Raw genomic sequence first — 25,064 nt, 5'->3', positions numbered from 1 at the left:
TGTTCATCCGTCAGGTCAGACGGGTACCCGCCCCCACTACTACTCACACGAGACTCAACGATCACCTGAGCCACTGGGCACCGCAGATCTCAAACGCGGCCTGAAGGGGCTTCAGGTCGTCGAGGGGCGCAGAGGGGTCCCGGAGATTCGGCACCCGTAGCCCTCGACCAGGGATCCGGAGCGACCCAGGTGACCGTCGGCAAGGCTGATCACGCCGCCGCCCTCCACGTCGATGCGGGTGAAGTCGATCAGCACGGTGGCATCGCCGGCGGCCTTGACCACAGGGCCGAGCCCGGTCCTGTTCCGAGCACCCCAGCTCGTCCTGGCTGAGGACCGACATGTCCGGGCGGTGGCTGCGTTCGCGTTCCGCTCGCTCCTCGTCGCAGCATTCGGCGAACGAGGCGCGGCGGCCATGTTGCCGCGGTGAGCATTCGGTCGGCGGGCGTTGAGACGGCCCCGACGCAGATCACTGCAGGAGCGGCCCTCCTGCGGCCTCCCCGACCTCGCCGCCGCCGTGCGGGCCCCAGGAGAACGCGCTGCCTCCTCGACGTGAGCGCGGCATTCGAGCCCCGTCGTCGATCACCAGCCGAACCGGCCTCATGTCCGCGCACTTATAAACATCCGACCTCTGGCAGTCTGACGCAGCGTCATAAGCACTGTCCAAGAGGGGTATCGCGAGTCCGCAGCTCGACAATTCGAGCAGCTGATGCTGTCGATAATTGTTGACTTGTGCGCGAAAGCGTTCCATATTGAGCATCATTGAACTTCGCACCCCCCGGCGCCAGATGGGCCGCCGGGTCCTCCAGTCGCGCCCTTGGAGCGTTACGTGCGCAGGCCTCCTATCAATTTCCGCAGCGTGTTAACCATGCTCGCAACCCCGGCGGTCGCTCTCGCCGCCACCTTCACCGCGATCCCGAGTTCGCCCGCGGTCACCGCTCCAACGCAACGGATCACCATCGACGGCGCGTCAAACGGGCGTGTCTTCGACGGAGTTGGCGCAATCAGTGGCGGCGGGGCCACCTCCCGGCTCCTGGTCGACTACCCCGAGCCGCAGCGCACTCAGGTGCTGGACTACCTGTTCAAGCCCGGCTACGGAGCTTCGCTGCAGATGCTGAAGGTGGAGATCGGCGGCGACGCGAACTCCTCCGACGGACCCGAACCGAGCCACATGCGCACCCCCACCGAGGTCGACTGCAACCGCGGCTACGAGTGGTGGCTGATGGAGCAGGCCAAGGCACGCAACCCCGACATCGCGTTCTACGGCCTGGAGTGGGCAGCGCCGGGCTGGCTGAACGGCGGCAGCTGGTCCCAGGACAACATCACCTACCTCAAGTCCTGGCTGGGCTGCGCACAGAGCCACGGACTGAACGTCGGCTACCTGGGCGGCTGGAACGAGAACGGCTACGACAAGGCCTGGTTCGAGAACCTGCGCACCGCCCTGGACACCAGCGGCCACGCCGACACCCTGTTGGTGGCCTCCGACAGCAACGACCCGAACTGGACGATCGCCTCGGGCCTGGCCACGGGCAGCGCCTTCAACCGGGCGGTCGCGGTCGTGGGCCTGCACGGCGTGTGTTGGAACTCGACCCCGGTGTACACCGCCTGCCCGGGCAGCAGCACCGCGACCGCGTTGGGCAAGCCGCTGTGGGTGGCCGAGGACGACAACGACAGCGACGGCGCCAACCCGCCGGCGCTGGCCCGCAACCTCAACCGCCAGTACATCGACGCCAGAATCACGTCGGACATCAAGTGGGCGCTGGTCGGCTCCTGGCCCTCGAACCTTCCGTTCGCCGGGGCCGGCCTGATGGCCGCTGACCAGCCCTGGTCGGGCAACTACACCGTGGGCCGCGACATCTGGGTGATGGCACACACCGCACAGTTCGCCAAGCCTGGCTGGCGCTACCTGGACACGGCCAGCGGCTACCTGTCCGGCACCGGGACCAACGGCGACCGGCACAGCGGGAGTTACGTCACCCTGAGGTCCGGCCAGGACTACAGCACGGTCATCGGGACCACCGACGCCTCGGCCGCGAAGACGATCGCGCTCAGCGTCGCCGGCGGGCTGTCCACCGGGCCGGTGCACGTGTGGGACACCGACATGAACGCCACCGACCCCGCTCGGTGGTTCGTCCACACCCAGGACATCGTGCCGCGAAACGGCGGCTACTCGCTGACCGTGCAGCCCGGCCACCTCTACACCGTGACCACCACCACCGGTCAGGGCAAGGGCACTGCTGTCGCGCCGCCCGCGAAGAGCTTCCCGCTGCCGTACCAGGCCGACCTGATCGGATACCCGGCCCGGGCCGCCGCCCGGTACTTCCACGACTGGGCCGGGGCCTTCGAGACCGCGCCCTGCCCGGCGGCCACCGACACCCCGATGTGCCTGCGCCAGGTGATCACGGCGCCCGCCCACCCCTGGCACACCGACATGAACTACACCCCCGCCACCCTGCTGGGCGACCCGTCGTGGAGCAACTACCAGGTCTCCACCGACGTGCTGTTGGAGGAGGCGGGCAGCTCCGCCGAGCTGCTGGGCCGGATCGACCACGTCGACCACGACCGTTCCGCCTACCACCTGAGGATCGACGACGGCGGTTCCTGGCGACTGTCCAGCGAGGACCGCTCGGGGACCGACACCGTCCTGGCCGCCGGCAGCTACCCCGCCGCGGGCGCCGGGACCTGGCACAACGTCTCGCTGGCGATGCAGGGCCAGTCGATCACCGCCTTCGTCGACCACGTCCAGGTCGCCTCGCTCACCCACGCCGGCCATGCGATCGGCCAGAGCGGACTGGCCGTCGGCGGCTTCCAGCACGCCGACTTCACCCACTTCGGCGTGACCCCGCTCGCCGGACCCGCCACCACGCCCCTCACCAACACCAGCAGCGGCAAGTGCCTCGACGTCAGCGGCAGCTCGACCGCCGACGGCGCGCAGGTCCTGCAGTGGACCTGCGGCAGCGGCAAGGCCAACCAGGAGTGGACGCTCGTCCCGCCGGCCGGCGGCGCAACGATGCAGCTGGTGTCCGCCAACAGCGGCAAGTGCCTCGACGTCAGCGGCAGTTCGACCGCCGACGGGGCCCTCGCCGTCCAGTGGACCTGCACCACAGGCCGGACCAGCCAGCAGTGGACCACGACCCCGTAGTACGGCACCCGCCGTCCTGATGCCGACCGGTCTCGCGTAGACGCCCAGGACAAGATGCCGCGACCGTCACCGCCAACCCGGGCGTGAAGCAATGGGTGGTCTGGGGCTGCAACGACGAGAACGTCCAGGGCGAACGCGCCGTCGGCCTCTCCGCCTGACCCGCCGCCCTCGGGCCCCGAGCCGCGCCGCCCCCGAGAGCCCGAACCGCGCCGTACGAAAGCGCGCGCTGCCGCGACCGCACACACCCACGACCCTCGGACGGTCCGTCCGAGCCGCACGGATCCCCCACCACCCCACGAGGAGCTGGAATGACCTGGCGATCACGCCCACCCACCACCCTGCTCGCCGCCCTCACCCTGACGCTCGCCACACTCACCGGCGCGGCCGCGACCACCCCCGCGCAGGCCGCCGCCTCGACGACGATCACCATCGACGGCACCAAGCCGGGGCGGGTCTTCGACGGCATCGGAGCGATCTCCGGCGGCGGCGGCAACTCCCGACTGCTGGCGGACTACCCCGAACCGCAGCGCAGCCAGGTGCTGGACTACCTGTTCAAGCCCGGCTACGGCGCCTCGCTCCAGATCCTCAAGGTGGAGATCGGCGGGGACACCAACTCCACCGACGGCGCCGAGGCCAGCCACATGCACACCGCCGACACCGTGGACTGCAACCAGGGCTACGAGTGGACCATGATGGAGCAGGCCAAGGCCCGCAATCCCGACATCAAGCTGGCCGCGCTGTCCTGGGGCGCACCCGGCTGGGTCAACGACAACAGCACCACCAGCAACACCGTCTACACCCCGAAGATGCACGACTACCTGCTCTCGTGGCTCGGCTGCGCCCGGCAGCACCACCTCACCATCGACTACCTCGGCGGCTGGAACGAGCACGACGCCGACCCCCAGTGGTACGTGGGCCTGAAGAACAGGCTCGTCGCCGGCGGCTACGGCTCGGTGAAGGTCGTCGCGCCCGACCAGTTCGGCTACCGGGTCGTCGACCAGATGACCAACGACGCCGCCTTCCGCAACGCCGTCGACGTCGTCGGGGTGCACTACCCCTGCGGCTACAACAGCGACTTCAGCAACTGCAAGCCCGCCGCGGACTCCGCCTCGATCGACAAGGCCCAGACCCTCGGCAAGCCGATCTGGGCGAGCGAGAACGGCTCCGAGGACTACCAGACCGGTGCGAGCTCGGTGGCCCGCGGCGTCAATCGCGGATACATCGACTCCCGGTTCACCGCCTTCGTCAACTGGCCGGTCGTCGCCGCGCTCTACGGCAACCTCGAGTTCTCCACCGACGGCATGGCGCTCGCCAACCAGCCGTGGTCCGGCAACTACACCGTCGGCAAGACCGCCTGGGTCACCGCACAGACCACCCAGTTCACCAAGCCCGGCTGGCACTACATCGACACCGCCAGCAACTACCTCGGCAACAATCGCACCAACGGCAGCTACGCGACCCTGAAGTCGGCCGACAACAAGGCGTACTCCACCGTCATCGAGACCATGGACGCCACCGCGGCGCAGACCGTGAACTTCAGCGTCACCGGCGGCCTGCCCACCGGCCGGGTCCACGTATGGGCGACCAACGTGCGCTCCAACAGCAGCAGCGACTGGTTCGTCCAGCAGGCGGACCCGGCCGTCACCGGCGGCCGCTACTCCCTGACGCTGCAGCCCGGTTACGTCTACACCGTGACCACCACCACCGGCCAGGGCAAGGGCACCGCGGTCTCCCCGCCGGCCGGCTCGCTGTCGCTCCCGTACGCGGACACCTTCGAGACGCCCGCAGCGACCACCTCGCCGAAGTACTTCGCCGACATGAACGGCGCCTTCAAGGCGGTGGCCTGTGGCGGCGGCCGGACCGGGACCTGCCTGCGGCAGATGGCGCCCACCGTGCCGATGCGCTGGACCGACGAGCCGTTCAACTCCCCGTACACGATCATGGGTGAGCGCGGCTGGCAGAACTACACCGTGGCCTCGGACGTCATGTTCGAGCAGCCCGGGACGGTCGAACTGCTCGGCCGGATCGGCCAGCAGGGCCACAACAACAACGGCCTCAACGCCTACCACCTGCGGCTCTCCGACACCGGCACGTGGTCGATCCTCAAGAGCGACACCAGCTGGAACTTCACCACCCTCGCCACCGGGACCACCACGGCCCCCGGCCTGAACAGCTGGACCGGCCTCGCGTTCACCCTGCAGGGCTCGACCCTGATCGCGAGCGTCGGCGGTCAGGAGGTCGGCCGGGCCACCGACGCCTCGTTCTCCACCGGCCTGGCGGGCCTCGGCCTGGGCAGCGGAGGCTACCGGACCCAGCAGTTCGACAACTTCGCCCTCACCCCGGGCACAGCGACCCCGCTGCCCACCGGCCCCATCACCTCGGGGGCTGCCGCCGGCAAGTGCGTGGACGTCGACCAGGACTCCAGCCTGAACGGCGCCCGGGTCCAGCTGTGGGACTGCACCGGCGGCTCCTCCCAGGTCTGGACCCTCGACGGCGGCAACCTCACGCACAACGGCAAGTGCCTGGACGTCACCGGCCAGGCCACGGCCAACGGCTCACCCGTCGAGCTCTGGGACTGCAACGGCGGCGCCAACCAGCAGTGGTCGCCCCAGCCGGACGGCACCCTGAAGGGTCTCCAGTCCGGACGCTGCCTGGACGACCCCGCCTTCGACACCGCCAACGGCACCCGGCTCGATATCTGGGACTGCGACGGCGGCCCCAACCAGAAGTGGAACCTGCCCGCCTGACGCGCCCCTCCGCCGGCCCCGGCCGACCGCACCTCCGCGCGGTCGGCCGGGGCCGGTCCTGCTCCTCACCACCTCCGAGCAAGAGAAAGCGAGAACCTGCGGTGACGACGACACGAACCGTCCCGGCCCGCCGCCGACGGCCCCTGACCCGCGCGCTGGCGGCCCTTCCCCTGCTGCTCGCCGCGGTCACCGCGGCGACCCCGGCCGTGGCCGCGTCCCCGCCCGCGACCGCGGCGGCGGTTCCGGTCACTCCGGTGCTGACCCCGCCGATGGGTTGGAACAGCTGGAACAAGTTCGGCTGCAACATCAACGAGGCCCTGATCCGGGAGACCGCCGACGCATTGGTCGCCAACGGGCTGGACCGGGCCGGCTACCAGTACGTCAACCTCGACGACTGCTGGCTCGCCACCACCCGGGACACCAACGGAGACCTCCAGGGCGACCCGGTGCGCTTCCCGTCCGGGATCAAGGCGCTCGCCGACTACGTCCACGCCAAGGGCCTGAAGATCGGCATCTACGAGTCGGCCGGCACCGCCACCTGCATGGGCGCCTACCCGGGCAGCCTCGACCACGAGGCGGCCGACGCGCGGCAGTTCGCCGGCTGGGGCATCGACCTGCTGAAGTACGACAACTGCAACAGCGGCAACCGGCCCTACCTGGACCGCTTCAAAGCGATGGGCGACGCGCTGAAGGCGACCGGCCGACCGATCGTCTACATGCTGTGCAGCTGGGGCAAGGACGCCCCGTGGTCGACGTACGGCCCGGCTTCCGGCGGGACGTCCTGGCGCACCACCGAGGACATCGGCAACTTCTGGTCCAACGGCTCGCAGTCCACGCCGATGGGCGTCGTCGACATCCTGGACGCCCAGGCAGGGCTGGAGCCGTACTCCGGGCCGAACGCCTGGAACGACATGGACATGCTGGAAGTCGGCAACGGCGGTCTGACCGACACCGAGTCCCGCGCCCACTTCAGCCTCTGGTCACTGCTGAACAGCCCGCTGGTCCTCGGCAACGACCTGCGCACCCTCGACCCCGCCACCAAGGCGATCCTCACCAACCCCGAGGTCCTCGCGGTCGACCAGGACTGGGGCGGCTCCCAGGGCCGCCGGATACGCGACCTCGGCGGCGGCCTCCAGGTGTGGGCGAAGCCGATGTCCGACGGGTCGGTGACGGCCGTCCTGTTCAACCGCTCCGCCGCCACCGCGACCATCACCACCAGCGCCGCCGAGCTCGGCCTCGGCGGCTCCGACACGTACACCCTGCGCGACCTGTGGGCCGGCACCGACTCGACCAGCACCGGCGCCGTCTCGGCGAGCGTCCCCAGCCACGGCGTGGTGATGTACCGGATCCACCGGGCCGGCACGACCGCCGCCGCCCGCCCGGCCGGCACCTACCAGGTGAGCGACCTCACCTGGCTCGCGTCCGGCAACGGCTGGGGCCCGGTCGAGCGCGACCGCTCCAACGGAGAACAGGCCGCCGGGGACGGGCGCACCCTGAAGATCGGCTCCACCACGTACGCCAAGGGCCTCGGCACCCACGCCGACTCCGCCGTCCACCTGTGGCTCGGCGGCACCTGCAGCCAGTTCTCGGCCGATGTCGGCATCGACTCCGAGGTGCACGCCAACCACGGCAGCGTGCGGTTCGCCGTGTACGGCGACGGGCGGCTGCTCGGCTACAGCGCACTCAAGACCTATGGCCCCGCGACCCGCCTGACGGTCGCCACCGGCGGTGCCCTGACACTCGAACTTCGGGTCACCGACGACCGCGACGGCAACGCCTACGACCACGCCGACTGGGCGAACGCCCAGCTCACCTGCTGAGCGACGGCCCCCTGACAACCCGTCGTCGGCCGCCCGTTCGGCGGCCGACGACGGACCGCAGCGCATCGAGGCCAGCCGACCGTGATCCGCCCGCAGGCACCAGCCCGGTGAGCCGGCTGACGGCATCGACGCAGGGGTGGTCGGGCAGGCGCGACGCTGCTTACTGAAGGGCCGACAGGTCTCGATCACGGGCAGTAGCTGTGGCGGGGCGCTCGGCCTGGGGGCCACTTTGGGACCACACCTGATGAGCGCCGATGGTCCGAAACGGACAGCTGCCTGTTCAAGGGGTTCGGCTTCGAGCGCGGCGATGCGCTTTTCGGCGAAGCGGAGATTGGAGCGGGCGCCTTCGAGGCGTTCCTGCAGGGTGCGATGCTCGCGGGTGAGCTCCTGGACGCGCTGTTTGAGGGTGGTGTTCTCGCTGGTCAGGGACTGAAGGGACTCGCCGGGAACCATCTGGTCGAAGTCGCGGATCCGTGGCTGACCTGGCGCTATGCGTCGCGTAGGTGTCCGTGACGCTTCTCGGCTGCCGGTCCTCAACGCAGGACCGCCCGGGGTGGCAGCCCCGGGCGGTCCTGGTGCGGTGTTGTGCCGGCGCCGTGGCGCCTGCGGTCACACGCTGAATGGTTAGTCGATGAGCACAGCGCGCTCGATGACGACGTCGTCCTTCGGGACGTGCTTGAACTCAGCCACGGAGCCCGTGCTGACCTTTTCGACCGCGTCCACAGCCTCTTGCCCCTCGATCACCTGGCGCCCCGCCAAACGGCACCATCGCGCAGCGGAGGATGGTCACAGGACGCGCTTGTTGACGACCATGTGCCGTGAGAAGGGAGCGGTGTCGTTCCCCCACGAGATACTGGCGAAGACCTCTCCCCCGGGCGCGCCTTCGATCGACGGGGCGGCGTCGGAGGGCGAGGGGCCGCCGGTGCTGTGGTTCCAGCCCTGCCAGGTGTAGCCGCCGTCGGTGGAGCGGTTGGCCCGGGTGGCAGCCCGGGCCCACGCGGCGCGGCGATCGGGCTCTCGCCGTGGACCACCGTTGAAGATGCCTAGATGCAGTACCGGTGAACACCTGGGCATAGCTGAGGTTCACGCAGCGCAGGCCGCCCACCGGAACCTCGGACGGCCCGATCCGACGCCGGGTACGGCCCGGCCCCGCCTTCGGCGCCGCGTCACGAGGCCGGGGCGGCGTTGAGCTGCTCCTCGAGGGCCGCCAGCGTCCGGTAGCAGGACATCACCTGGGCGATGGAGGAGTTCGGCTCCCGGCCCTCGCGGATGGCGGCGACGAACTCGCGGTCCTGCAGTTCGATGCCGTCCATCGAGACGTCGACCCCGCTCACGTCGATCGGCTCGTCCTTGCCGGTGACCAGGTCGTCGTAGCGCGCCAGGTAGGTGCCGTCGTCGCCGATGTAGCGGAAGAACGTGCCGAGCGGCCCGTCGTTGTTGAACGAGAGCGACAGGGTGCAGATGGCCCCGTTCTGCGCGCGCAGCTGGATCGACATGTCCATCGCGATGCCGAGTTCGGGGTGGATCGGCCCCTGGATCGCGTTGGCCTGCACGATCGGCGATCCGGCCTGGTAGGCGAACAGGTCGACGGTGTGCGCGGCGTGGTGCCACAGCAGGTGGTCGGTCCAGGAGCGCTGCTGCCCGAGGGCGTTGAGGTTGGTGCGGCGGAAGAAGTAGGTCTGCACGTCCATCTGCTGGATCCGGAACCGCCCGGCCCGGATCCGCTGGTTGACCCACTGGTGGCTGGGGTTGAAGCGCCGGGTGTGCCCCACCATCGCGACGAGCCCGGTGCGCCGCTGCGCGGCCAGGCACGCCTCGGCGTCGGCGAGCGAGGCGGCCAGCGGGATCTCGACCTGGACGTGCTTGCCCGCCTCAAGGCAGGCCAGCGTCTGCGCGGCGTGCATCGGCGTGGGCGTGGCGAGGATGACGGCGTCGACGTCGTCCATCGCCAGCACCTCCTCCAGCGTCGCGACGCCTCGGCCCACGCCCTGCTCCTCGGCGAACTTCCAGGCGCTTTCGAGGGAACTGCTCACGACAGCGGTCACCTCGACGCCCTTGATCCGCCTGAGCGCGGCCGCGTGCTTGGCTCCGAAGGCGCCGCCTCCGGCGAGGGCGATCCGGACGGTCCGGTCGTCGGTCATGTCACTCCTTCACGGTGGGCGCTTCCGCCCGCGGGTGGTTCTCCAGGATCAGGTGTCCGACGGCGGTGTTGGACGCCGGCACGTGGTAGAAGCGGTGCTTGACCTCGATCTCACCACTTCCGTCGTTGTCGCTCATCGCGCCGCGGGCGATCAGCCACATGACCAGCTCGATGCCCTCCGAGCCCGCCTCCTCGACGTACTCCAGGTGCGGTACCCGCGCCAGGCCGGCCGGGTCCTCGACCAGTCGGTCCAGGAAGGCGTTGTCCCACGCGCGATTGATGAGGCCGGCCCGGGGGCCCTGCAACTGGTGGCTCATGCCGCCGGTGCCCCACACCTGGACCTTCAGCGGCCTGTCGTAGGACTCTATGGCCCTGCGCAGCGCCTGGCCGAGCCGGAAGCACCTGGCGCCCGAGGGCACGGGGTACTGCACCACGTTGACGTGGAACGGGATCACCTTGCACGGCCACGTCTCGACGTCCCCGAACATCAGTGACAGCGGGACGGTCAGGCCGTGGTCGACGCTCATCTCGTTGACGAGGGTGAGGTCGAAGTCGTCCCTGATGAGCGAGTGCGCGATGTGCGCGGCCAGGTCGGGGTGGCCTTCGATGCCCGGGACGGGCCGGGGCCCGTAGCCCTCGTCGGCGGTGGGGTAGACCGCGCCGGTGCCGAGCGCGAAGGTCGGGATCACCGACAGGTCGAACGTGGTGGCGTGGTCGTTGTAGACCAGGACCACCACGTCGGGGAGGTTCTCCTCCACCCACCGCTTGGAGTACTCGTAGCCGCCGAAGACGGGCTGCCAGTAGGGCTCGTCGGTCTTGTGGTGGTCCATCGCCGCGCCGATCGCCGGTACGTGCGAGGTGAAGACGGCGCCGGTGATCGTGGCGTGCTCGGCCGGCGGCGTGCGGTCGGCGTGCGCCGCTTCGAGGACGGCGTGGTCGATCCGGTTCCCCTCGACGGAGCGGCCGCCGCGGAGCATCATGTCGCGGTACTCCTGCTCGGTCATGCCGGTCATCGAGCCGGCCATCTGCTGGAAGGAAAGTCCCAGCGTGGCGCCCCACTTGGCGAGGAAGTAGATGTTGCCGCCCTCGCGCATCGCGGCGTTGAGGTCGCGGTCGAGCAGCGCCTGCTTCTGCTCCTCCCGCAGCGGCCATGCGTCGAGGTAGCCGCGCTCGTCGGCGAGGTAGTGCTCGCGGTTCTCCGCCGTCATCAGCGACATGCAGAACTGGTTGAGGTGGTAGCCCCTGGCGGACTGTTCGGCGTCGAAGACGGTCGTGCCCGGGACCAGTTGGTAGGTCTTGTCCAGCGACATGGTGGGGCTCCGATCGGGTGATGGGTCAGTCGGCGTCGGGCCAGTACAGGCGCATCGGGTTGTCGACGAGGAGTTTGTGGCGCAGCTCCGGCGTCGGCGCGATGTGCGGGACGAAGTCGACGAGCAGGCCGTCGTCGGGCATGTGGCCGGTGAGGTTCGGGTGCGGCCAGTCGGTGCCCCACAGCACCCGGTCGGGGAACTCCTCGACCACGCGCCGGGCGAACGGGACGACGTCGCGGTAGGCCGTCCGTTCCCCGTCGAGGGCCGGCGGGCCGCTCACCGACAGCCGCTCCGGGCAGGTGACCTTGCACCAGATGTCGGGCCGGGCGCGCATGAAGTCCAGGAACGCCACGAACTCCGGGCCGTGCGGGTCCTTGGCGACATCGGGCCGGCCCATGTGGTCGACGACCAGCGGCACCGGGATCGAGAGGAGGAACTCGCGCAGGTCGGCGAGGTCGGCCGCCTCGAAGTAGACGACGACGTGCCAGCCGTACGGTCCGATCCGTTCGACGACGTCCCACAGGTCCTGCTGCGGCGCCGCGTCGACGAGCCGCTTGACGAAGTTGAACCGCACGCCGCGCACGCCGGCCTCGTGCAGTTCCCGCACCTGTGTGTCCTCGATCCCGGGACGTACCGTCGCGACACCGCGGGCCAGGCCCCCCGACGCTCGCAGGGCGTCAACCATGGCGCTGTTGTCGGCGCCGTGGCAGGTCGCCTGGACCACGATGTTGCGGGCGAAGCCCAGGTGGTCTCGCAGTTCGAAGAGCTGGTCCTTGGACGCCTCGCACGGGGTGTACTTGCGCTCGGGGGCGAACGGGAACTCCGCGCCCGGTCCGAAGACGTGGCAGTGGGCGTCGACGGCGCCCTCGGGCAGCCGGAACGTCGGGCGGCTCGGACCGGCGTACCAGTCCAGCCAGCCGGGGGTCTTCTCGAAGGTCGTCGCCATGCTCAGTCCTCGTACCGCAGTCCGAGCGCGCCCAGCGGGCCGCGCATGCCGTAGATGTCCAGGCCGAGTTCGCCCGCGCGGAACCTCGCGCGCTTGCCCGCCTCGGCCGCCTCGCGCCCGGCCGAGGCCGCGGCGACCTCGGCGGCCCGCTCGCGCGGCACGACGACGACGCCGTCGCCGTCCGCGACGACGACATCGCCGGGCCGGACCAGGGAGTTGGCGCAGACTACCGGCACGTTGACCGAGCCGAGGGTGGCCTTGACCGTGCCCTTGGCGTGGACCGCCCGTGCGAACACCGGGAAGTCCATCTCCTCGAGTTCGGCCACGTCACGCACGCCGCCGTCGATGACCAGGCCCCGGCATCCCCGGGCGCGGAAGGAGGTGGCGAGCAGTTCGCCGAAGAATCCGTCCTCGCTCTCGGTCGTGCAGGCGGCGACCACGACGTCGCCCTCCCGGACCTGCTCGGCGGCGACGTGCAGCATCCAGTTGTCGCCGGGTTGCAGCAGGACGGTCACCGCCGTGCCGCACAGCCTGGCCTTCGGGTAGGCCGGGCGCAGGTAGGGGCGCATCAGTCCGACCCGGCCCATGGCCTCGTGGATCGTCGCCACGCCGAACGTCGACAGCGCGGCGACCGCCTCGGGGGCGGCGCGGGTGATCGACGTGTGGACGACGCCGATTTCGGTGTGTTCCATGCGGTGGTTCTCCTGGGTTCAGCGGCCGGCTGCGGCGAGCCGGGCGGCGAGGCGGGGGTGGACGCGCAGGGCGTTGCCCGAGTAGACGGCGGCCCGCTCCTCGTCGGAGAGGTTCGGCGTGGCGTCGACGTACCGCTTCGTGTCGTCGAAGTGGTGGCCGGTGAGCGGGTCGATGTCGCGGACCGCGCCGATCATCTCGCTGGCGAAGAGGACCGACCGGCTGGGGACGACCCGGGTCAGCAGGTCGACGCCGGGCTGGTGGTAGACGCAGGTGTCGAAGAAGACGTTGTCCAGCAGCGTCTCGGGGTCCGGCTTGCCGAGCGCCATCGCCAGGCCGCGGAACCGCCCCCAGTGATAGGGCACCGCGCCGCCGCCGTGCGGGATCACGAACCGCAGCATCGGGAAGTCGGCGAACAGGTCGCCCTGGAGCAGTTGCATGAACGCCGTGGTGTCGGCGTTGAGGTAGTGGGCCCCGGTGGTGTGGAAGGCCGGGTTGCACGAGGTGCTGACGTGGATCATGGCCGGGATGTCGTACTCGGCCATCGCCTCGTAGACCGGGTACCAGCTGCGGTCGGTCAGCGGCGGAGCGGTCCACCTGCCGCCCGACGGGTCGAGGTTGAGGTTGATCGTCACCGCACCGAGCTCCTCGACCGCGCGGCGCAGCTCGGGCAGACAGGAGGCGGGGTCGACTCCGGGCGACTGCGGGAGCATCGCGCCCATCGCGAACCGGTCGGGGTAGAGCGTGCTGACGCGGTGGACCAGGTCGTTGCAGATTCGCGCCCACACCGAGGAGACCTCGAAGTCGCCGAGGTGATGGGCCATGAAGCTGGCCCGCGGGGAGAAGATGGTCAGGTCGCTGCCGCGCTCGTCCATGAGCCGCAGTTGGTTGCCCTCGATCGCCTGGCGCAGGTCGTCGTCGGTGATGGCCAGGGCGTCGGGATCGGGTGCGTCGCCGGCGGAGCCGGCCGCCGCCACCTGCCGGTCCCGCCACTGCGCCAACTGCGGCGGTGCGGTGGTGAAGTGGCCGTGACAGTCGATGATCATGCGTGCTCTCCTGGTGGGGTCCGGGTCAGTCCTGGACGGCGGCGGGCCAGCCGGTGTACTGCTCGGCGAGGAAGGTGCGGCCGGCCCGGGTGCCCACCGCGTTGTCGAGCTCGCCGAGCCGGCGCCGCAGGTCGAACGGCGTGTCTCCGGGCGCGGTGTGCAGCAGCCGGGTCATCCAGTACGAGAAGTTCTGTGCCCGCCAGACTCGTTGGAGGGCACGCGGCTGGTAGTCGTCCAGCGCGGCCGAGCCCTCGCCGCCGAGCGCACGCAGCAGCACGCCGGCGAGTACCTTCACGTCGTGCAGCGCCAGGTTCAGCCCGCGGGCGCCGGTCGGCGGCACGGTGTGCGCGGCGTCGCCCGCCAGCGCCATCGAGCCCCAGCGCATCGGCTCCTGAACGAACGAGCGGAACCGCAGCACCGTCTTCTCGATGATCGGCCCCTCCTTGAGCCGGAAGCCGTCCTCGCCGGCCACCCGGGCCTGGAGCGTCTCCCAGACGCGGTCGTCCGGCCAGGCGTCCGCGGACTCGTCGGGGGCGCACTGGAAGTACATCCGCTGCACGGTCGTGGTGCGCTGGCTGATCAGCGCGAACCCGTGCTCGGAGTGGGCGTAGACCAGCTCGGGCGCGCTCATCGGCGCCTCGGCCATGATGCCGAACCACGCGAAGGGGTACTCCTTGCCGTAGCGCACCCGCCGGTCCTCGGGCACCAGGTCGCGGCACATGCTGCGCGACCCGTCCGCACCGACCACGTACCGCGCTCGGACTTCGTGGCGCGTCCCGTCGGGCGCCGTCCAGCGGACCCGGGGAGCGTCGGTCGCGATGTCGAGGACCTCGGTGTCCCTGACACCGAAGTGGACCGTGCCGCCGTCGCGCTCCCGGGCGTCGGCAAGGTCGATGAACACGTCGGTCTGCGGGTAGAGCCACACCGACGCGCCGACCAGCTTCTTGAAGTCGACGCGGTACGGCCGCCCGCCGAACCGGAGCTCGACGCCGTCGTGCTCGTGACCGTCGAGCAGGATCCGCTCGGAGACGGTCTCGACCAGGTCCCGGGCCGCGTCGGCTTCGAGGATGCCGGCCCGGTGCGTCGCCTCGATCTCGTGCCGGGTTCGGGTGTCGATCACGATCGTCTCGACCCCGGCGCGCCCGAGCAGATGCGCCAGCATCAGGCCGGCTGGGCCGGCACCGACGACAGCGACTGGGGCCGAGGCAACGGTGTCGACGATGGCGTCGGCCATGGCATCTCCTGAGCGGGGGCGGGGTTTCGAACACCCCGAACGCTGGCATCCGCGCCCTCGCCCCGTCGCCCTCCTTTCCGCCAGGCGGAAGCCTCCCCGAATGTCAGGCCGCCGTCCGGGCCCGCCTGCCGAGCTCGTCGGAGATCCCCTGCACAGCCCTCAGCAGCGGCTCACGCAGTCCCCGCGCACGGCTCGCGCCGCGCGCCGCGATGACGATCCCCAAGGCCGCGCTCACCGGGCCGGCCCGGCCGATCCGCACCGGCGCGGCCACCGCGGCCGAGCGTTCCGAGAGCTGCCGGTCGCTGACAAAGAGCTGCTCGCGGCGGATCCGGTCCAACTGCGTCCGCAACGCCTTCGGGTCGGTGACGGTGTGCGGGGTCCAGGCCCGGAGCGGAGATTCGAGGACCTCCTCCTGTATCTCCCGGGGCGCGTGCGCCAGCAGCACCCGCCCCATCCCGGTGGAGCCGATGGGGAACCGGGACCCGACCATCGTGACCACCTCCACCGACCGATGCCCCGCGATCCGTTCGACGAAGACCAGCTCCGTGCCCTCGCGCACCGCGAGCTGGACGTTCTCATGGGTCGCCTCGTAGAGGTCCTGCATGAACGGCAGCGCCGCATCGCGCAGGATCTGGGTCCGGGGACACCCCGAGGCGATCTCCCACAGGCGCAGCCCGATGTGCCACGACCCGTCCTCCGCGCGCTCGAGCGCTCCCCATCCCGCCAGCTCCGTGACCACTCGGTGCGCGGTGCTCAAGGCCAAGCCCGTACGCTGAGCGATCTCCGACAGTGTCTGCGACGGGTGCTCACGGTCGAAGGCCGAGAGGACCTCAAGGACCTTTCCGGCCGCCGTGCTCCGGGGTGTGCTCATCCGGCCAGTCTCGCAGACCGGCGTCGAGCCGCCGTGGCGCGCGCCGTACCGTCTGCCGGACCCAAGGAGGCGATGTGGACCGAGAGATCTCCGGGCTGTCCTCGATGGCGACACGGCCCGTCCTGGCGGACCTTTCCGAACACGTCCGGCAGGCCCACGGCATCCCGGTGCGCTTCGAATCCGCCGGCGGGGTCGAGGTCGCACGGCGGGTGCGCGAGGGTGCCGAGGCCGACCTGCTCGTCCTCGCCGAAGGAGCGCTGGCCGAGCTGGAGGAGGCAGGGCACCTCTTGAGGGGCACGGCGCGACCGCTGTGGATCTCCCAGGTCGTCGCGGCCGTGCCGGACGGAACGCCGGTTGCGGCGCTCGACTCGGAATCCGACCTGCGAGCCGCTCTCCTTTCCGCGACGAGGGTCGCGTACTCCACCGGCCCCAGCGGGGCGGCTCTCATCGAACTGATCACCCGGCTGGGGCTTGCCGACACGCTCTCGGACCGACTCGTCCAGGCACCGGCGGGGGTGCCTGCCGGCAGCCTGCTCTCGTCCGGCCGGGCCGACCTGGCCTTCCAGCAGCGCAGCGAGCTGACGGACCTGCCGGGCGTCGTCGTCGTCGGTCCGCTGCCGGGCGACACCGGGATCAACTCGGTCTTCAGCGGGGGTGTCCTGGCTTCGTCCGTCCACGCGGGCCGTGCCCGCGAGGTCCTCGACCTCCTCGGGTCCGACACGGCGTCGGAGATCGCGCGTGCCAGGGGCATGCGGGCGGTCGGGTACCAAGGCTGACACGACGCCCCGCAAGCAGCGTCCCGGGCCCAGCGGACGGTTGTCCGGCCGTCTTGAGTGGACGTTAAGTCCCTTTTCTCGGCTTGTGATCGCTCGTGTGTGTGAACGTTAGCCGTACTGGCGTGCCAGTCGTGGTTCGGGTGACGTTCTGCGGCACATGGACAGGCGGGCCTGTCCGAGCGACTTGTCGGACGAGCAGCGGGCGTTGATCGAGCCGATGATCACAGCCTGGAAGCAGGACCGGGTGGCGCGATCGGCAACCAGGGATCCAGGGTCCTGTGATCTGCGGGAGATAGTGAACGCGGTCTTCTGCCAGAACCGGACGGGCTGTCATTGGCGCTACCTGCCCCATGACCTGCCGTCCTGGTCGGCGGTGTTCTACTACTTCGGCCTGTGGCGCCAGTACGGGCTCGACCAGCGGGTCCAGGAACTCCTGCGCTGCCAAGTACGGGAGAGGGTCCGCCGATTGGAGGACCCGTCCCTCGTGATCATCGACACCCAGTCCGTCCGTGCGGCCGCCGGTGTTCCGAAGACCACGACGGGACTGGACGCGAACAAGAAGGTGTCGGGCCATAAGCGGGGACTGGCCGTCGACGTCATGGGGCTGATCATCGGTGTCGTAGTCCCGGCCGCCTCCAGATTGCCTGAACGACGCCGCCCTGGGTCCGCACCTGGAAAAGCCACGGCTACTGGAAGGGAAAATAAGTTCGATTATTATCAGCCGATCTAGCCAGCCACCGGATATTGGTCCGACAGGGCCGGGCGGCGCTTTGGTCTTGTTGCCACTGCGACAATGTCCTACATGCCCGGCATATTCATACTGCCGCTCCGATGCGCTTCTTTGCGCCGCACGGGAATCCAAGGCATCTCGGGACAAGGATGACCATAAGCAGCCGGGATACGCCAAACGTACGTCACAAGCTCTTGAGCGGCTGTGTGTATCGCGGTTCCCTTGGAGGCGTTCAGCCAGATGGCGACCACGGCCTGAGCACAGCGCCGAATTCAGAAACGTCGACAACGCCCCTGTGAGCATTAAAGGTGCGCAAGTCCGCCGTACTACAGCGGAGTTTTACAGAAATCTGCAGCTCAGCGGCTCGCGTCCAGTCGAAGCGCCGCTGTAGTACCTGGCGAGTGGCACGACCGCCCAAGAGTAGGCAAACTGCCATTTCCAGGTAGAACAGCAGAGTGACAGCGTCACTCACCAGTTTGCCGGATCAATCGACGACGATTGGCAGAAGACCGACACTCGCCAACGTCGTCGCGTCATGGGTCTGGGCACTATGCATGGAGACCCGCCACTTGACATCAACACCCAGTTGAAGGTGAGCAACGGCACCTCAGACCCGACGACCACCGATGGCAACCTCACTACCATCTACGAGGAGTGACCGTGGACAGTTGGAGCTGGTGGTTACTCACCACATTCGCAGCGGGCTCGGCCACCCTAGTGGTGGTCTGCTCGATTGCCTACCATCAGCTCACGAACGGTCCGCAGATCAAGATGGGCATCGAGGCGCTCACGGGTGTCAGCGCAGTGGTACAGGAACGGGTCGACCAGGAGGGTGGCCGGATCAAGATCAACGGTGAAATCTGGTCGGCCCGGGCATTTCACCCCAGCAGCGCGTACGAGCCGGGACAGCAGGTCGACGTAGTAGCGATCCAGGGCGCCACCGCCCTGGTCATCTAGTGCCGCATCAGGCAACCTTCGCCTCGGTGTGACATGTCGTCCGGCTACTGCGCCGGGCCGCTTCAAGCGGTCAGAATGATCACGTGGCTGAACGTGTGCAGGTCCGGGAAATCGATGAGGACGAGGGGCGACGGCTACTGCGGATTGTCCGCCGGGGCACCGGTTCGGTGGTGACCTGGCGGCGGGCCCAGATGGTGTTGCTCTCCGCCCAGCGCATGAACGTGGCGAAGATCGCCGAGGTGACGTTCACCAGCGTGGACCGCGTCCGGGACGTGATCCACAACTTCAACACGGACGGCTTCGACTCGCTCTACCCGAAGTACCGGGGCGGCCGGCCGAGGACCTTCGCGCTGCCCGAACGTCGCGAGATGAAGAAGATCGCCAAGTCCAAGCCGACCAGCGGCCTCATCCTGCGTCGTAACGCGGCCACCCACCTCGTCCAACGCGCCCGCGGCGGAAGCCTGCACGAAGCAGCCCAGTTCCTCGGCATCAAAGTCGGCGAGCACGGCGTCGGCTTCGGCACCAAGCTCGGCAAGTGGGCCCGCGCCCAGGACAACCTCCACGCCTTCGGCACCGCCCTGGACGCCATCGCCGCCGACCTCGAAGCCTCGCCCCGCACCGACTACCAGCACCGTCGCCGAAGCCTCACGAACTGGACACTGCCGCCCGCAACCTGGGACCGCACGCTCGCCCAGCTGCGGCGATGGCCCGGCAATCGGCTCATCACCGACGACCGGAAACGGCTCGCCGTCTCCGCCTACATCTGGGCCCGCGTCACCCAGGGCGAGTACTTCTTCTCCCCCTGTCCCTCCCACATCGCAGCCGACCCGGCCGCCAGCGATCTCTGGAAGTACCACCGCAGATTCACCTGCACCTGGCTCAGGCAAGCGGACGACCACCCGCACTACCGCGAGCTGAAGGTGCTACTCGACGATCATGCCGACCGACTCGCCAAAGCCATCGATTCCCAGCGCTGTCACCTGCACTGGTAGTTGGCCAAGGTGAACGTATCGCCAGAGGCCGGGAGCCGGCTTCCAGGGGCAGGTGGCCAGTTTGTTTGGGCCAGTCCTCCCCGAGCACGAGCGCAGCCGTCATCATCAGACTTCGCTCTACGCGCTGGGCTCCGTCGCCTTGTTGTGGATAGCCGCCTTGATCAAGCGCACTGGCACGGCCGGCCAGATCTTACCGACCGTGCCGGCTGGCCTGCCGGCCAGCCGACTGACGGTCCTGACAAGCTTCGCGGGGTCGTGGGGCTTGACGGCTCAGTCGGCCACGCCGGCCTTCTTGCCGCGCTCGACCTTCGCGCTGCCGCTCTCCACGGTCAGCATGACGACCGGCACGAACCTGTAGGCCGCCATCGTGCGGATCTCCTCCACCATCGCCAGGCCGTCCTCCTTGTTCGGCATGTTGATGTCGGAGACGATCAGGCTGATCGGCCCGGTCTCCTGCACTTTCCTGATGCCGTCCACGCCGTCCTCAGGCTCCACGGCGTCGTAGCTGTCAGGGCCTGGTTGTCGTGGACGTTGGCCTCGGAGATTGCGAGCGACAACGGGTCAGCACCCTTCGGCAGTGAGCGTGATATCGGAGGGATAGACAAGCCCATCCTCATGGTCGACCCTGATTGCAGCATCCGTGAATTTCAGGGTATAAGTGCCGCCCCCCTGGCACTGGTATGCTTCCCAGCGTTCATCCTTCCCGGAATCCGGGTCATATGCGACGGCGAAGCGGTCCGTCTGCTGGATGACCTTGCCGTCTTTGCTTAGCGTGTATTCGCCCGAAATACTCGCACAGGCCCGATTCTTCCAATAGAAGAGAACCTTCGCCGAGCAGCGGAGCTCCACCAGCACCACGGGATGGCCGTCCCTGACGGTCAGGCAGGGCTCGAAGTGTGCCCATGCATTCTTCGTGGCGTTGTATCGGTCCCTCGCGGAGCAGCTGCTGGGCGGCTCGGCGGCGGATGCGAATGGCGGCGCGATGGCGCCGGCCAGAGCCAGGGCAGTCGTGACAGACGCTAGAGACAAAAGGCGCGAAAGTGGGCTTTTCATAGTATTCCCAAAGACGTGAGCCGCGGTGCAGCGCGCGGGGGCGGAAGTTGGCACAAAGGTAGCCTCGAACGGTTGCGCAGCTTCAGAAGTTCGTCACCTGTCACCCGCACGGAGTATCTCCAGTCGCCCTGGGATAGCCTTGGCAGACGGTTCGGCATTCCTGTCTTTTGTCCTCAATGTTCACAAAGTGGCCTCCAGCGATAGCCCTTGAGGCACCAGTCCTGCCCAACAGGTCGGCGAGTAACCGTCCTCGTGAACCGCCCAACCCGAATGGCTATCTCGCCCGTGATACCGCTCCCATCGACTTTCGTCGCCACCGAAGCCAGATGGATCTGCAGCGGGGCGACCGGCGTACACGACGGCCGTCCAGCGGCCCGCTGTGCTGGGCCCCGGAACACCTTGGGGGTGACCGGGGACCAGGGCACGGCAGGCTGCGCCGGGTGGTGGTGTGGTGGTCAGGTGGTGCGGTAGGCGATGTGGAGGGTGTCGCCACTGCCTCCAGCCAGTGCGGGGCCGGACATGGTCGTGGTGTTCGCGATGCTGTGGGTGAAGCCGGACCAGGCGGTCCCGTTGAAGGAGCTGAGTTGGATCAACGAGTTGAGTCCGCGGATCGCGCAGTACAGGACCCCGTTTCGGACGGTCAGGGCCGGGGCGCTGTCGCTGACACCGTCTAGCTTCATGGGCGACGCGGCCCAGGTGGTGCCGTCGTGGACGGTGACGTAGATCTTGCCGTCCAGGCCAGCCGCGGCGAGGTAGAGCTTGCCCTGGTGCTCGGCGAGGGCCGGGGCCTTGGCGGTCTTGAAGCCGGGGACGGGAGCGAAAGCGGACCAGTTGGTGCCGTCGGACAGCCTGGCCACGTAGACCTGGGCGTCCTCGTGGCGGCCGCGGATCGCACAGTGAAGGACCCCGCCGCGTACGGCAAGGGCGGGGGCGGCCGAGGTGGTACCAGGCAGGACCCAGACGCTTCCCCAGGAGCTGCCGTTCAACGGAGCGACCCACACACAGCCCTCGAAGCCGGAGGTGGCGATGTGGAGCTTGCCCTGGTGCTCGACGAGGGCCGGGCTGGTGAGGGAGATGTGGTTGGGGACCTGGGTGTAGCCGCTCCAGGTGGTCCCGGTGAACTTGCCGATGTAGGTGTAGTCCTCCATGCCGCGCTGCGCGACGTAGAGCGTGCCGCCGGCGACCGCGAGAGCGGGCTCGGAGTCGGTCGCACCGGGGAGGCGGGTCGTCCCAGCGGGCGAGAGGACCTTGATGTCGCCGGGCGCGTCGCCAGGCGGCGGGTTGCCGGCCCAGTGGAGCTGGAGACGGTAGCGGCCCTCGACCCCGCCGTCGAACACCCAGCCGATCGAATCGTATCCACCGTCGGTCACCAGGTGCCGCAGCGCGGCCTGGTCGAAGACCAGGGTCCGTTCCTGCACCAGGTCGTCGGGGTTCTTGAACCACTCGATGAACTTGGCGATCAGATACGCGATCCCCGCCACCAGCGTCATGTAGTCCAGCATGTCGCCGTACTCGGGGATCACGATGCCGATGTTGGTCATGAGGTCGACGAAGGCCATCAACTCCTGACTGATGACGACCAGCTTCTCCCGCAGTTGGTCCATCCATGCCGCGCCGCCGTCGTCCTGCTCCCAGCAGGAGATGTTGCACACCAGGGAGGTGTCGACACGGCCGCTGTACAGCGGGACCGACATATTGAAGCCGTGCCATTCGTTCTTGTCGACGTTGGTGGTCACCGGGGACAGGAACTCCTGCCGGTTGCCGAAGGCGCCGACGGAGGACAGGCCCCAGTAGATCTCGTCGGAGAAGCCGCCGTCGTTGGACTCCTTCTCGCACAGGAAGGCGAACAGGTCCACCCGCGCGAAGATCGAGGCCAGCGTGCCCGGGTCCGCCGGCGGCGGCGCGGAGGACGTCACCACCGTGGCCCCGTACCCGTAGGCGGCCTGACCGGCGTTGAACTCCTCACTGTCGAACGTGCCCCCCTCCCCCGGAAGGGGACTGCTCAGGTCCACTGTGCTCACATTCGGCTGCGCGAGGACCTCCTCCCGCAGCGCGGGCAGGTCCTTGAGGAGATCGGCGCTCGTGTATCCCTCGGCGACAGTGCGGCCGGTGAGTGTGCCAGGCAGGACCGAGGCCGTGACGCCGGCCGCGTTCTCCTGGCGGAACAGGCGCCCGAACGCGTGGACCTCCTCCTCGTCCAGCAGCAGCCGCAACGGCCGTACCAGGGTCTCCTCCACATCCGTCAGCTCCAGGCCCGCCTCCAGGCGCGACGCGGCGTGCAGCATCACCCCGAACAGCAGGCCCGATCCCCGCGACGCGGGCGTGCGCTGCGCGGCCCGCGCCCCCAGCGGCTCGCCCCGCAACTGGCCCCGCAGCCGCTCCAGCCGTTCCGCCTGTGTCGTCCCGAACTCCACCGACTGCACGAACAACCCCCAAAGGGCTCGACGATCACGGCCAGGCACAGCAGCCGGCCGCGCACAGCGATCATCCCGGCAATGCAACCGTGAGCGATAGATTGTTTACGGACAGTTATCGCAGATGTGTGGCCGACCCTGCGGCGCCCCCGATAGCGGCGGCCAGTGGACGGGAAATCCCGGGCAGCGCCATGCGCCGCCCTCGCGGAACCCGCCCTCGCACAAGGCGGACCGGCCTCCCCTCTGGGGGCTGGGCCGCGAGCAAATCCGGGACCACAACGAGCCCCGGCCGCATCCGCCGCGCACGGCCTGCCACCTCCGGCGGCCATGCGGACGCCACCAGGTTTCGGGACCTGGCTCGGTTCGACCACCGCCCCTGCCCCCGCCCCCGTCCCCGCCGGTGAACCCTCGGTACCGGCCAGCGTACTCGGCCCACCAGCCGGCGCCCCGGGATACCGACCCGGTTCCGGGCGGCACGGGTTCACGGGAATCACCCCCGTGCCAGCGGTGCGTCATGGAAAGATCGCGGAGAGTGGCAACCGTGCCGCTGATGTGTGAGGAGTGAGCGCATGAGTGCCGACCAGGCCGAACCCGACATCACGGTCCCGGACTACAAGATCGACGACGTCATCCAGGCAGCCCGCACGGGCGCGGCCACCGCGCGGGAATCCGGGGCCACCGACATCACGCCCGTCGAGACCCTGCAGGAGGTGCCTGTCTCCGAGGTCCGGGCGGAAGACGTGGGGACGTTCAGTCTCCGCTACACCGGCCGCGTCCCGCAGCTGGTCGTCACCGGCGGAACGGTCGTGCCCTCCGTCATCACCGTCGTGGACGCCACCGGGGCCGTCCTCGCCGAGTACACCGCCAGGCCCGCCACCGAGCAGTTCCCCGCGGTCCGCACCAGCCGCCTCCTGCCCATCGACCAGAACCAGATCGTCGGCTGCGCCGGCCCCAGCTGCACCCCGATCACCCTGACCAGGTAGGCGACCGCCGCCCGGGGGCTGCTCGCGGTTCCCGGGCGAGCCGGCTGCTGATCCTGTGACTCTCCTGCCGGACGCGAAGCCGCAGGCGAAAGGATCAGCAGCGGCCTTCGTGTCTTCCGCTCGGAGCTGATGTCCTGCCGCACCGGAGCTGGCGGATCCCTGCTCGGCCTCTTGCGAGCTGGATGATGCTCAGCTCATGACCTCATTGGCGGCGGAAACGTGGCAACTGTCCCTCGGTCGCCGCGCCAGCTCCCTAGAGTGAGCATGTCCAGACCAGACGAAGCGAAGCTAAGGGGCCACCATGGCAATCCCGGCAATCCTCACCTATGCCGACCGCCCTGCGATCCAGGCAATGGGCAAGTCCGGATGGGAGGCCCTGCTGCGCACCCAGAGCCCCGGCATCTACCAGGACCCGTTCGGCGACGGCAGCTCGTACTACCACAAGACGGCCGACGGCCTCTCCATCGAATGGACCGTGCCGTCCCCCGAGAATCCGCGTTCACCGAAGGGCTACCTGTACTGGGATCAGACCCTCAACCACGCGATGTTCTACCACGAGGCGAACCGGGACTACCTCCTGGACGAGGACGCGCCCAGGTCCACGCCCGGACCGGTGTAGCCCGAAGTGTTGCCGGTAGCGCCCAGCCGCTGGGACACGGCAATGGGACGAACCCCTGTCTGACCGTTCAGTCGCAGTGGTGCTGATCCCGGCTCTGATCTACGCGGTGGTGTTCTCCGGCGCGATCGTGGAGATGTCTCTGCTGATCAGGGCCGAGGGCACCTTCCTCCTTCTTGTACGTCGGGGGTGGGTCGTGTCGCGGGTTGTCGGCGAGGTCTCCATGAGTCTTCGCCGTACGGACGGGAAGATCGACGAGGACCGGCCCTGGCCGTGCTGCCGGCCGGTGGAGACCATGAACTCCAGCCCCGGCCGTTGCCGCTGCCTGGCCCGCCGGGTGAACTTCCGCACCGGCTGCGAGTCCAGTACCGGCACCGACCCCAGATCCCGGACGGGCCAGACGACCTGGCTCCCGTCGAACAGCCAGGTCGTCGGCCACCGCCGGGTCCAGCCCTCGCCGAACACCAGCCGCCGACGGTGATCCCCACCGTCGGCGGACTTAGAGGAGCTAACACAAAGCGCGGACGCGCCGGTAGGTGATTACGCAGCAGGCGAGCTTGAGGAATGCCTCATGGATGTCGTCGCGTATGTCCCATCGGA

General features: G+C 69.1%; 19 protein-coding genes and 2 pseudogenes. 10 read left to right on the top strand and 11 right to left on the bottom strand.

Annotated elements, in window-relative coordinates:
• Positions 1-111 precede the first annotated feature (111 nt).
• Positions 112-282 (bottom strand): hypothetical protein, encoded by a 171-nt coding sequence (locus ADK60_RS44600; protein ID WP_159400346.1) that lies wholly within the window; start codon positions 280-282, stop codon positions 112-114.
• Positions 283-865: 583 nt separating this feature from the next.
• Between ADK60_RS44600 and ADK60_RS07945 the strand changes: the two genes are divergently transcribed.
• The 3 genes from ADK60_RS07945 to ADK60_RS07935 all read left to right on the top strand — a co-directional run bounded on the left by ADK60_RS07945 (position 866) and on the right by ADK60_RS07935 (position 7,706).
• A complete protein-coding gene (locus ADK60_RS07945) occupies positions 866-3,139 on the top strand; it encodes an RICIN domain-containing protein (RefSeq protein WP_053644407.1) in 2,274 nt (757 codons plus the stop codon).
• 308 nt (positions 3,140-3,447) lie between these two features.
• Positions 3,448-5,886: a ricin-type beta-trefoil lectin domain protein gene (locus tag ADK60_RS07940; protein ID WP_053644405.1), complete on the top strand. Its 2,439-nt coding sequence runs from the start codon at positions 3,448-3,450 to the stop codon at positions 5,884-5,886.
• A gap of 101 nt (positions 5,887-5,987) precedes the next feature.
• Complete coding sequence (locus tag ADK60_RS07935; protein WP_053644403.1) at positions 5,988-7,706, top strand: NPCBM/NEW2 domain-containing protein; 1,719 nt, start codon at positions 5,988-5,990, stop codon at positions 7,704-7,706.
• Positions 7,707-8,872: 1,166 nt separating this feature from the next.
• Here ADK60_RS07935 and ADK60_RS07930 read toward each other — a convergent pair.
• The 7 genes from ADK60_RS07930 to ADK60_RS07900 form a co-directional block, all read right to left on the bottom strand.
• Entirely contained in the window at positions 8,873-9,847 is a 975-nt protein-coding gene (locus ADK60_RS07930) for a Gfo/Idh/MocA family oxidoreductase (protein WP_053644401.1), read from the bottom strand.
• A 1-nt stretch (position 9,848) separates the two neighbouring features.
• Positions 9,849-11,156, bottom strand: a complete 1,308-nt coding sequence (ligA, locus tag ADK60_RS07925; RefSeq protein ID WP_053644399.1) for a protocatechuate 4,5-dioxygenase subunit alpha — start codon at positions 11,154-11,156, stop codon at positions 9,849-9,851.
• Between the two features lie 25 nt (positions 11,157-11,181).
• Positions 11,182-12,102 carry an amidohydrolase family protein gene (locus ADK60_RS07920; protein WP_053644398.1) on the bottom strand — a complete coding sequence of 307 codons (921 nt, stop codon included), beginning with the start codon at positions 12,100-12,102 and terminating at the stop codon, positions 11,182-11,184.
• Positions 12,103-12,104: 2 nt separating this feature from the next.
• Entirely contained in the window at positions 12,105-12,794 is a 690-nt protein-coding gene (gene ligK, locus ADK60_RS07915) for a 4-carboxy-4-hydroxy-2-oxoadipate aldolase/oxaloacetate decarboxylase (RefSeq protein ID WP_053644396.1), read from the bottom strand.
• Positions 12,795-12,812: 18 nt separating this feature from the next.
• On the bottom strand, positions 12,813-13,838 hold the full coding sequence (locus tag ADK60_RS07910) for an amidohydrolase family protein (RefSeq protein ID WP_053644394.1): 1,026 nt from the start codon (positions 13,836-13,838) through the stop codon (positions 12,813-12,815).
• A gap of 25 nt (positions 13,839-13,863) precedes the next feature.
• On the bottom strand, positions 13,864-15,072 hold the full coding sequence (locus ADK60_RS07905) for a 4-hydroxybenzoate 3-monooxygenase (protein WP_053644392.1): 1,209 nt from the start codon (positions 15,070-15,072) through the stop codon (positions 13,864-13,866).
• A gap of 103 nt (positions 15,073-15,175) precedes the next feature.
• Positions 15,176-15,943, bottom strand: a complete 768-nt coding sequence (locus tag ADK60_RS07900; RefSeq protein WP_053644391.1) for an IclR family transcriptional regulator — start codon at positions 15,941-15,943, stop codon at positions 15,176-15,178.
• Positions 15,944-16,017: 74 nt separating this feature from the next.
• On the opposite strand from ADK60_RS07900, the gene ADK60_RS07895 reads away from it, so the two are divergent.
• The 4 genes and pseudogenes from ADK60_RS07895 to ADK60_RS48020 form a co-directional block, all read left to right on the top strand.
• A complete protein-coding gene (locus ADK60_RS07895; RefSeq protein WP_052709762.1) occupies positions 16,018-16,719 on the top strand; it encodes a substrate-binding domain-containing protein in 702 nt (233 codons plus the stop codon).
• Positions 16,720-16,876: 157 nt separating this feature from the next.
• Positions 16,877-17,356 (top strand): annotated as a pseudogene (locus ADK60_RS07890) (transposase); the annotation flags it as partial.
• A gap of 753 nt (positions 17,357-18,109) precedes the next feature.
• Complete coding sequence (locus tag ADK60_RS07885; protein WP_353612720.1) at positions 18,110-18,406, top strand: NfeD family protein; 297 nt, start codon at positions 18,110-18,112, stop codon at positions 18,404-18,406.
• Positions 18,407-18,489: 83 nt separating this feature from the next.
• Positions 18,490-18,804 (top strand): annotated as a pseudogene (locus tag ADK60_RS48020) (helix-turn-helix domain-containing protein); the annotation flags it as partial.
• Between the two features lie 864 nt (positions 18,805-19,668).
• Here the strand turns inward: ADK60_RS48020 and ADK60_RS07875 are convergent.
• The 3 genes from ADK60_RS07875 to ADK60_RS07865 all read right to left on the bottom strand — a co-directional run bounded on the left by ADK60_RS07875 (position 19,669) and on the right by ADK60_RS07865 (position 22,874).
• Positions 19,669-19,893 (bottom strand): response regulator, encoded by a 225-nt coding sequence (locus ADK60_RS07875; RefSeq protein ID WP_079008150.1) that lies wholly within the window; start codon positions 19,891-19,893, stop codon positions 19,669-19,671.
• A 66-nt stretch (positions 19,894-19,959) separates the two neighbouring features.
• The gene (locus ADK60_RS07870) at positions 19,960-20,256 is read right to left on the bottom strand and encodes a hypothetical protein (RefSeq protein WP_045942402.1); all 297 of its coding nucleotides are present in this window, start codon (positions 20,254-20,256) and stop codon (positions 19,960-19,962) included.
• Between the two features lie 650 nt (positions 20,257-20,906).
• A complete protein-coding gene (locus tag ADK60_RS07865) occupies positions 20,907-22,874 on the bottom strand; it encodes a DUF8189 domain-containing protein (protein WP_159400345.1) in 1,968 nt (655 codons plus the stop codon).
• A 560-nt stretch (positions 22,875-23,434) separates the two neighbouring features.
• Between ADK60_RS07865 and ADK60_RS07860 the strand changes: the two genes are divergently transcribed.
• The 3 genes from ADK60_RS07860 (at position 23,435) to ADK60_RS07850 (ending at position 24,945) form a co-directional block, all read left to right on the top strand.
• A complete protein-coding gene (locus tag ADK60_RS07860) occupies positions 23,435-23,848 on the top strand; it encodes a hypothetical protein (protein ID WP_053644385.1) in 414 nt (137 codons plus the stop codon).
• Between the two features lie 301 nt (positions 23,849-24,149).
• The gene (locus ADK60_RS07855) at positions 24,150-24,467 is read left to right on the top strand and encodes a hypothetical protein (protein WP_159400344.1); all 318 of its coding nucleotides are present in this window, start codon (positions 24,150-24,152) and stop codon (positions 24,465-24,467) included.
• A 79-nt stretch (positions 24,468-24,546) separates the two neighbouring features.
• A complete protein-coding gene (locus ADK60_RS07850) occupies positions 24,547-24,945 on the top strand; it encodes a hypothetical protein (RefSeq protein ID WP_159400343.1) in 399 nt (132 codons plus the stop codon).
• Positions 24,946-25,064: the final 119 nt, after the last annotated feature.

This window comes from Streptomyces sp. XY431, from assembly GCF_001279805.1.
GTDB lineage: Bacteria > Actinomycetota > Actinomycetes > Streptomycetales > Streptomycetaceae > Kitasatospora > Kitasatospora purpeofusca.
This window is presented reverse-complemented; position numbering and strand designations above follow the sequence as displayed.

Bases quoted from the DNA above. Each gene is read 5' to 3' on its own strand.
- ADK60_RS07930 (WP_053644401.1), bottom strand. From the start codon at position 9,847: ATGACCGACGACCGGACCGTCCGGATCGCCCTCGCCGGAGGCGGCGCC.
- ADK60_RS07905 (WP_053644392.1), bottom strand. From the start codon at position 15,072: ATGGCCGACGCCATCGTCGACACCGTTGCCTCGGCCCCAGTCGCTGTC.
- ADK60_RS07910 (WP_053644394.1), bottom strand. From the start codon at position 13,838: ATGATCATCGACTGTCACGGCCACTTCACCACCGCACCGCCGCAGTTG.
- ADK60_RS07945 (WP_053644407.1), top strand. From the start codon at position 866: ATGCTCGCAACCCCGGCGGTCGCTCTCGCCGCCACCTTCACCGCGATC.
- ADK60_RS07860 (WP_053644385.1), top strand. From the start codon at position 23,435: ATGAGTGCCGACCAGGCCGAACCCGACATCACGGTCCCGGACTACAAG.
- ADK60_RS07940 (WP_053644405.1), top strand. From the start codon at position 3,448: ATGACCTGGCGATCACGCCCACCCACCACCCTGCTCGCCGCCCTCACC.
- ADK60_RS07920 (WP_053644398.1), bottom strand. From the start codon at position 12,102: ATGGCGACGACCTTCGAGAAGACCCCCGGCTGGCTGGACTGGTACGCC.
- ADK60_RS07855 (WP_159400344.1), top strand. From the start codon at position 24,150: ATGGCAATCCCGGCAATCCTCACCTATGCCGACCGCCCTGCGATCCAG.
- ligA (WP_053644399.1), bottom strand. From the start codon at position 11,156: ATGTCGCTGGACAAGACCTACCAACTGGTCCCGGGCACGACCGTCTTC.
- ligK (WP_053644396.1), bottom strand. From the start codon at position 12,794: ATGGAACACACCGAAATCGGCGTCGTCCACACGTCGATCACCCGCGCC.
- ADK60_RS07900 (WP_053644391.1), bottom strand. From the start codon at position 15,943: ATGAGCACACCCCGGAGCACGGCGGCCGGAAAGGTCCTTGAGGTCCTC.